Consider the following 7,792-nt stretch of genomic DNA (forward strand, 5'->3'; position numbering starts at 1 on the left):
AAATGAATTTGTTGAAATAACGCGCGAAACAATGCGCCTGGATGAATTCCGACCGCGCGTTTTGACTTCGTTTGTCAGAAACAGACTGCTCGATGAAGTCTATCTACCCGTGATCGGCGACAACCTCGCAAAACAGATGGGTGAAGCAGGCGAACAGAAACGTACGGACCGGATGGGGCTTTTAATGTTAGTTTCTCCACCCGGTTATGGAAAAACAACATTGATGGAATACATCGCGAATCGGCTGGGCATCATTTTTATGAAAATCAATGGGCCGGCTCTGGGACATCAGGTCACTTCGCTCGATCCAGATTCTGCACCAAATTCTGGCGCCAGAGAAGAAGTTAAGAAGCTGAACCTGTCGCTGGAAATGGGTGACAATGTCATGATTTATCTGGATGACATTCAGCACTGTAATCCGGAGTTTCTACAGAAGTTCATCTCTCTGTGTGACGCTCAGCGAAAGATAGAAGGCGTCTACCAGGGTGTGACCAGAACCTATGACTTGCGAGGCAAGAAAGTCGCCGTCGTAATGGCAGGAAACCCCTACACGGAAAGTGGCGAGAAATTCCAGATTCCTGACATGCTCTCCAACCGGGCCGATATTTATAACCTGGGTGAAGTGATCGGCGAACATTCTGATGTGTTTGAAATGAGCTATCTCGAAAACTGCATGACCTCCAATCCGGTACTCAATCCACTTTCGTCACGCAGCCAGAACGATGTCTATACCATCATTCAAATGGCCCAGGATGGAACCGGAGAACGGGGCGACCTCGAAGGCGATTATTCGGTGGAAGCGCTCAACGAGATGGTTTCCACCATGAAAAAGTTGATCCGCGTGCGCGATGTCATTCTCAGCGTGAATCGGGAATACATCAACTCGGCCGCTCAGTCTGATGAATACCGCGTCGAACCCGCATTTAAACTTCAAGGCTCCTATCGAAATATGAATCGCATCGCGGAAAAAGTAATCGCGGTCATGAATGACAGCGAACTCGAAGCGCTGATCGTTTCCAACTACGAAAACGATGCCCAGACTCTGACTTCGGATACGGAAGCCAACCTGTTGAAGTTCAGAGAGCTGATGGGAATCTTAAAAGAGGATGAATTACAACGCTGGAACGACATTAAAAAATCGTTCCGGAAAAATCAGCAGCTTAAAAGCGTAGGCGGCGAAGATCGATTGTCCCAGGCGATCTTACAGCTCAGTAATGTCGGCGAGGGATTACAGGACATTCGCGAAACGATGGATACCGGAATCAGCCGCCTCACGGAGGGAAAAGAATCCAACATCGACCAGCATGCGAATACCTTTTCAGAACGATTTCAACATCTGGCCGAGAGCTTGAACGCCATTCAGGATGCGCTGACTTCGGGCACCAAAGACGTGACTTCACTCTTTGAGCAATCAATACAATCACGCAGGGAAGAAAATGCTGCAACGCCCTCCGCATCCGAAGAACCACCGCCAACGCTTGAAGATAAAATTACCGTCGTCAATAAAATCCCCCGCTCGCTGTTGAATGTGTTGGAAACACAATTCGACCTCATGCAAGGTTGGATGCAACCGCTGATGACATCTTCCCATGCGAATCAGGCAGAGTTTAAGGAACTGAAAACCTTAATCAATCGTTGCCTTAAAGATTACAACGCCCTGATTAACCGCGTGGATGAAGAGTAAGCCTTTCAAATCGAATAGACACATTGCGGCTTCAAGAATGTAGTTCTCTGGAAAGTGTCTCATGTCACTGTGTTTCGACGCTGTCGCTTTGTCTTTGTTGAGAACCCCGTCTTTGTCTCAAGAAGGTATCTAGTTCAGCAGCTGTGGTTAAGGTGACATCTGACACCATGCTCGGTAGTAAGGTGTATGTTGTCACATGAATTTTTGTTGAATTTAGCCTCTATGATAAAGGTCTTAGGCTGTGATGGATTCATCAATGTTGTTACTCGGAGTTCCGGCATCAATTCCCGGGTTTGTTTGCTTCTTGTTTTTTATCTTACCTCTGAGCTTACTGATTGGCTCAGTAGTTTTAATTGCCGCGATCTATTTGGTGAATAAAATTACTGGTAATATTAAGAAACGTTCTAATTCCATTCCTCTACCTACGGTAGTTGAGGGGATGGGAATCGTGCTGGTTGCTACATTGGTAAATATGGCAATCAGTTATTTATTGGGCTTTTTTCTAGGTGTCGAGGGAGTTCAGCCGGGAATGGATCGAGTTGCCTTTGAGCAAGCTATCAAGGATGCTATCGAGTTTGAATTGATGGTATTCCTGAGCACGATTCTTGTAAATTGCACAGTGTATGCCTTGATGCTGCCAACATCCTTTGTACGGGCAATGGTAGTGGTCTTTTTCCAGATTCTGATTGTTCTGTCGAATGTGATTATAATCGCATTAGTAGTGATGGGTATTATGTTCGCCATAAATCCAATATAATCAGGTTCGCGACCAGAAATAAAATCCTGCTCTGTTGAATCATGTGAGAGGACGATACAGCAGGACTTATTTCATTAAATCTAAATGGCAAACTGAATTTTCCCGCGACCCAGAATTGGCCAGGCGACTTACAACCGGTCGTTGTGAAAGCCGAATAAGCTTTTGTGGAGGTTGGTTATGAAGTGAGCATAGCCGGGAAATTAATTCGATCTCGTTGTCGATTTTCAGGAATTGAAATCGTTAATCAACCGCTGTCTCGAAGATGCGAGCGCCTTGATTAACCGCGTGGATGAAGAGTAAGCCTTAACGTGCCGACTGTCTTACTATGATATGCACGGAAAAAGAAATTTAGCTGCTCATCTCTCTTACGCATGCTGATGGACTGTACTTCCACGGTGTTTTTAGAACGAGTGACCTCACAAAAAGCATTGCTAGGGCAGCGGGCATGTTTCAGCTATGTCAATTGATATTCTTGTGTGTTGCGTATATGCTTATTTACTGTACGAAATTGTGTGGTTTTCGTTGTTGCAGAATTGCAGATTGAGGGGAAAGTGAAAATGGCTTTAGAGGAATTGATTTCTAATCTGAGGGAATCTTCTGCGAGTCTTTTCTTTGCGCTAGTCATTTTCTTCCTGATACCCACAGCTATCGGTGCACTTATTTTGCGAAAAGCAGTCAGTATGTTTAATAAAGGGGTATATGCTGAAGAGCAGGATGTACGAATGCCCTCTCTATTTAAAGCCATGGGGATCTTATTTATAGCGACTTTTATTTGTTATATCGTTTGGTTTATCTCCGGGTACGTTTCACAGAGCTATTTTTTACTCAGTCCTGAAGAATTACGAAGTGGGTATATTCTTCTTTTAATGATTCCTCCAGTGGTTATCGGATTTTTTGCCTATAGTGGAGTAGTTTGCTGGTTGATGTCTGTTACTTATGGGACAGGAATGCTGATTGTCTTGAATGATTATATTGTCCGATTCGTGATACTTCTGATATTAGGTGGGATTTCTTTTGTGCTCGATGGTATTCGTTTGAGCTTAAGCTAACAGTCAATATAAATGAATGCGATGAGCACTTTTTACCCTAGGTGCTATCGAGAAGTATCACGCCAATTCGTGCAGCGGCTCACCATAGGGCAATGTAATAATCGGACGCCCTGAGTGGTCAAGATAATGCTTTTGTGCATCAATCCCCAGGTGTTGATAAACCGTCGCCAGCACATCTTGCGGCGTCTTGGGATTATCTTTTGGAAACGCGCCTTTCGAATCGGATGAACCCACCACGCGACCTCCTTTCACCGGTCCGCCTGCGATGGCAGCACTAAAGACATTCGGATAATGATCGCGGCCCGCATTTTTATTCACGCGTGGCGTACGTCCAAACTCACCCCAGGCCACAACGAGTGTCGTTTCCAAGAGGCCCCGCTGGTCCAGGTCTTCAAGCAAGGCGGAGTAACACTGGTCCCAGCGAGGCAGAAATCCATTGCGCATCGAATCAAAGCCTTGCACGTGTGTGTCCCACCAGCGACAGTCCACCGTCACCAGCCGTACGCCCGCTTCCACCAGACGACGGCCTAGTAATATTCGCTGCGAAAACGCATTCGCACTACATCGTGTGGGATCCATCGGATCGTATCGCGGAATAAATCCATAGCGTTCGCGCGTGCTGCTGCGTTCTGAATCAAGATCGAAGGCTTTGCGGGCTTTGTCAGAACTGAGTATCCCAAACGCCTGCTGTTGAAACTTGCTGATGGCATCCAGCTGTCCCGAGCGGTCCAGATCGGTACGAAACTGGTCAAAGCCTTTCAGTAAATTTTTACGCTGTGCAAAGCGAGTCTCATTGATGCCTTCCACCAGCGAAAAGTTTTGCAATTGAAAAGGACCATCATTGGCAGGGTCGGCCAGAGTTTCAAAAGGCTTGTGAGCAACGCCCAGATAGGATGAGTCGGTTCCCGGAACCTGCCGAGGAATCATCACGTAGGGGGGAAGCTCAGGTGTTAGATGTCCTAATTGTTCAGAGACAATCGATCCGCAACTGGGGTGAACGTTGACGGTTGGGTCAGGACCCGGTTTGTGTCCGGTAAACAGAATCTGGTCCCCGGCAGAGTGACCGGCGTTCGTATGATGCAGGCTACGGACGATGGACCATTTCTCCATGATCTTCGCACAGCGGGGCATCAGGTCGACAATTTCAATTCCGGGAACAGAAGTTTTAATAGCGCCAAACTCGCCACGAAATTCCGTCGGCGCGTTGGGTTTGGGATCCCAGGTTTCATGCTGAGAAGGGCCACCCCGCATCCAGAGAATGATCACCGAGTTCTCTTTTTTCGCGGTGGGGCCGGCTTGCGCTTCATGTTGCAGGAGGTCAGACAGCGTTAGACCGGTAAGCCCTAAGCCCCCTGCTTTCAAAAAGCCACGTCGGTTCAGACGCAGTGACTTTCGGAATTCAGCACAGCCACTTTGCAGCCGACTTTGAGCCATCTCTAATTTCTCCTCAAACTAAAAAGCTGAGAGTTACATCGGTTTTCGCTTATGTTATCAAAAAATAGGCTGCCAACCAAGCAAATAATGGTTCTGTTTTCATCTCACTTTATTTGGAAGGTCCCTGAAATTTATTCCAGAATAAGGTTCAAATATACAGTACTTTGGTTGACATGATGTTATGTTATGGGTATTTATTTTTGATGTACACAACTGTGGTATTCGTGAAATCAAGTCGAAAATTGAAGGGGAAAATCAATGATAGATTCGTCAGCGTTTGTATTAGCAGCTCCAGGTCGCCTGGAGGCGATTCTCTGTGTTCTCGTTGTCGCTCTCCCCATAGGATTGATGATTGGCGCTGTGGTTCTACGGGCTGCTGTCAGTCTGTTTAATAAATTCGCTGGTACGAGTGAAGTGGAAGAGACGGGAGAGAGCTCCGATTTGGTTCCAGAACCTTCAATGTTAAAGGCCGTGGGCATTCTGTTAATTATAGGTGTGGCCAATTTCATGATTGGTTTGATACTGAGTGTGGTGGCAAGTGGTTTTGGACTGAATCAGGCAGGACCGGAAGGGCTCAGTCTCAGAAATCAAATAATACTTAATTTGGCATCTTTACCTGTTACTTTTTTCGTGTCATCAGCACTTCTTTCAGCGCTGTTACCCACAACGTTCAAACGTGGTATGGGGGTCGCTCTTTGCCAGTATATTATTTCAATTCTATTGGGATTAGTGATCGGTCTCATCGTGATGATTGTTGGTTTAGCACTTGGTTAATAATGAATCTGTTGTACTAACTTACAAATTACCCAATGATACTGCGCTAGACTTGGTATAGGAATAAGACTCCGCTTACGCTGCGTGTCTTAAGAAACCTGAAAGTATCAGACTGAAGTTCTATTGAGTAGAATGTCTAATATAAAGATAAATATTTTTGGAGCTTACTGGGTGGATAGAGACAATGGCAGATAGTTTGACAGCATTTCTGGGGCCTCCCGGTAATCCATTTCGAGTGATGATCTTAATCATCGTACAAGTACCATTTATCTCTTTTATCTGCACACTGCTTCTTCGCTATTCAGTTGATCGTTTCAATAAGATGGCGAGAGACAACCCAATTGACAGGCCATCCATGCTTAAGGGGTTTGGATGCTCGCTCGTTTACGTCACAATCAACTTTCTGGCTCTGTTCATATTAAATTTCGTGCTTAAGCAATGGGGATGGTACATCTCACACTTAGTCGGTCAGATGATCTTATCCCCCTATTTAATTCTAATGAATGCCCTGATTCTCATGCTTGCCCTCCCGGAAAGTTTTAAAAGAGCATTTCTAGTCTCTTCAATTTTTTGCTGATGAACCTGATCGGCACCTTCCTCGCTGATGTTTTTGGTTCCTTTTAGAATTCTTCGTAGTCAGCAAATGAAGTAGAAAGCAGTCTAGCTCCTTGACAGGACAGACATGTGAAACGATCGTTTACTGAATTTTCCCACGACCCAGAATCGGCCAGACGACTTCCAGACGATCATTGCGGAAGCCGTAGAAGTTTTCGTGCAGGATCGTGGTGAAGTCGGCGTAACCCGGGATGAGTTCAATCTTATCGCCGATCTTGAGGTCCTGTGACTCCGGCCCCAGATCGACGGCACAGTGTTCCGCGCTGAGGGATGTGACCTTTGCATCGGGCCAGGCTTTGACCAGAGGAAGCTGAAAATCAGGGTGCATGGTTTTGCGTCCACAGTCGAGAACCATGCGTCCCTTTTCAGGACGACTGACAACCGTCGCCAACACGCTTAATGAATAATCGAGTCCCGTCAGACCACATTTGTTGACGTACATCGGATCCGCAAAAATACCACCACCCGCCTGTAGTTCGGTAATCCCTTCACAGTTAGATGTAATCTGGTAGGATCCGGTACCGCCAGCACTCACAATTTCGCAAGGAATACCCTTGGATTCGATGGCCGTCTTGCAACCGACGAGCGTTCGCATCGCTTCTTCAATTTTTTCCTTTTTCTCATCCTGATCCTCAACCTGCAGGAGATGTCCCTCGTAACCCATGATGCCTGCCAATTCGAGTCCATCAAGTTTATCGATGGCCATCGCCAGGTCGAGCGTATCCTGTCCCGGGCGTGATCCGACTCGATTCAAGCCGATATTCACTTCGGGCATCATCCGGCAGGTCACTCCCGCTGCATCGCACATCATTGCCAGAGGTTCGATCTGAGCAAAATGATCGCAGGCTATGATAGGGTTGGCATGGCGACATAATGAAACGACGCGCTCCCACTTCGCTTTTCCCACAATCATATTAGCAATCAGGATATCTTTGACTCCATTGGCCGCCATGACTTCGGCTTCAGAGACTTTGGCACATGTGACGCCGATGGCACCCGATTGCATCTGTGCCAACGCGATAGCCGGCGTCTTATGGCACTTTTCGTGAGGTCGCCACGTTTTGCCGCGGCTGAGGATATAGTCTGACATCTTCTGAATATTGGATTGCATAATATCCAGATCAATGCAGAGAATGGGAGTATCGAGGTCAAACTTGTGTGAGCCAATGGCAGACTGAGTCATAAGAAATCCTAATATCCAAAAGGTCAATGTATGCGCCAGGGTTGATTTACGAGATAGTACCGAAAACCATGGAAAAACACATGCCCATCGAGAGTTTTCTTGAATCCGGACATTATTCGAGAAACTTTTCCGACTGCGTTGACAGTTCGCAAATTCCTCGATAAACTCCGCGTCCCCATTGAAGTTGCGTTCCCAATGTGTCGATGAAAATTGGACACTGAAGATGCACAGCTTTGATGGTAGTTCTTTGACAAAATGGTTGGTGGCCCCAAATTTTAAGAGTGGAAGCCGGTACG

The 7,792-nt window shown here is 46.5% G+C and carries 6 protein-coding genes; 4 read left to right on the plus strand and 2 right to left on the minus strand.

The window, feature by feature from the left end; genetic code table 11:
• From Q0668_RS14240 to Q0668_RS14250, 3 genes are all read left to right on the plus strand, one after another.
• Positions 1–1,684 (plus strand): AAA family ATPase (locus Q0668_RS14240; protein WP_298865825.1); only part of this gene is annotated, 1,684 nt, incomplete at its 5' end.
• A gap of 256 nt (positions 1,685–1,940) precedes the next feature.
• Positions 1,941–2,441 (plus strand): hypothetical protein, encoded by a 501-nt coding sequence (locus tag Q0668_RS14245; protein WP_298865827.1) that lies wholly within the window; start codon positions 1,941–1,943, stop codon positions 2,439–2,441.
• Positions 2,442–2,998: 557 nt separating this feature from the next.
• Complete coding sequence (locus tag Q0668_RS14250) at positions 2,999–3,490, plus strand: hypothetical protein (protein WP_298865829.1); 492 nt, start codon at positions 2,999–3,001, stop codon at positions 3,488–3,490.
• 57 nt (positions 3,491–3,547) lie between these two features.
• Here Q0668_RS14250 and Q0668_RS14255 read toward each other — a convergent pair whose 3' ends face one another.
• Positions 3,548–4,924 (minus strand): DUF1501 domain-containing protein, encoded by a 1,377-nt coding sequence (locus Q0668_RS14255; RefSeq protein WP_298865831.1) that lies wholly within the window; start codon positions 4,922–4,924, stop codon positions 3,548–3,550.
• A 258-nt stretch (positions 4,925–5,182) separates the two neighbouring features.
• Here Q0668_RS14255 and Q0668_RS14260 point away from each other — a divergent pair, with 258 nt between their 5' ends.
• A complete protein-coding gene (locus tag Q0668_RS14260) occupies positions 5,183–5,698 on the plus strand; it encodes a hypothetical protein (RefSeq protein WP_298865833.1) in 516 nt (171 codons plus the stop codon).
• Positions 5,699–6,395: 697 nt separating this feature from the next.
• On the opposite strand, the gene Q0668_RS14265 is transcribed toward Q0668_RS14260, so the two are convergent.
• A complete protein-coding gene (locus tag Q0668_RS14265) occupies positions 6,396–7,496 on the minus strand; it encodes a DSD1 family PLP-dependent enzyme (protein WP_298865834.1) in 1,101 nt (366 codons plus the stop codon).
• Positions 7,497–7,792: the final 296 nt, after the last annotated feature.

This window comes from uncultured Gimesia sp. (assembly GCF_937910335.1).
In the GTDB taxonomy this organism is placed as follows: Bacteria; Planctomycetota; Planctomycetia; order Planctomycetales; family Planctomycetaceae; genus Gimesia.

Excerpts from the sequence above, each read along its gene's own strand:
- Q0668_RS14245 (WP_298865827.1), top strand. The coding sequence starts at position 1,941 with ATGTTGTTACTCGGAGTTCCGGCATCAATTCCCGGGTTTGTTTGCTTC.
- Q0668_RS14250 (WP_298865829.1), top strand. The coding sequence starts at position 2,999 with ATGGCTTTAGAGGAATTGATTTCTAATCTGAGGGAATCTTCTGCGAGT.
- Q0668_RS14255 (WP_298865831.1), bottom strand. The coding sequence starts at position 4,924 with ATGGCTCAAAGTCGGCTGCAAAGTGGCTGTGCTGAATTCCGAAAGTCA.
- Q0668_RS14260 (WP_298865833.1), top strand. The coding sequence starts at position 5,183 with ATGATAGATTCGTCAGCGTTTGTATTAGCAGCTCCAGGTCGCCTGGAG.
- Q0668_RS14265 (WP_298865834.1), bottom strand. The coding sequence starts at position 7,496 with ATGACTCAGTCTGCCATTGGCTCACACAAGTTTGACCTCGATACTCCC.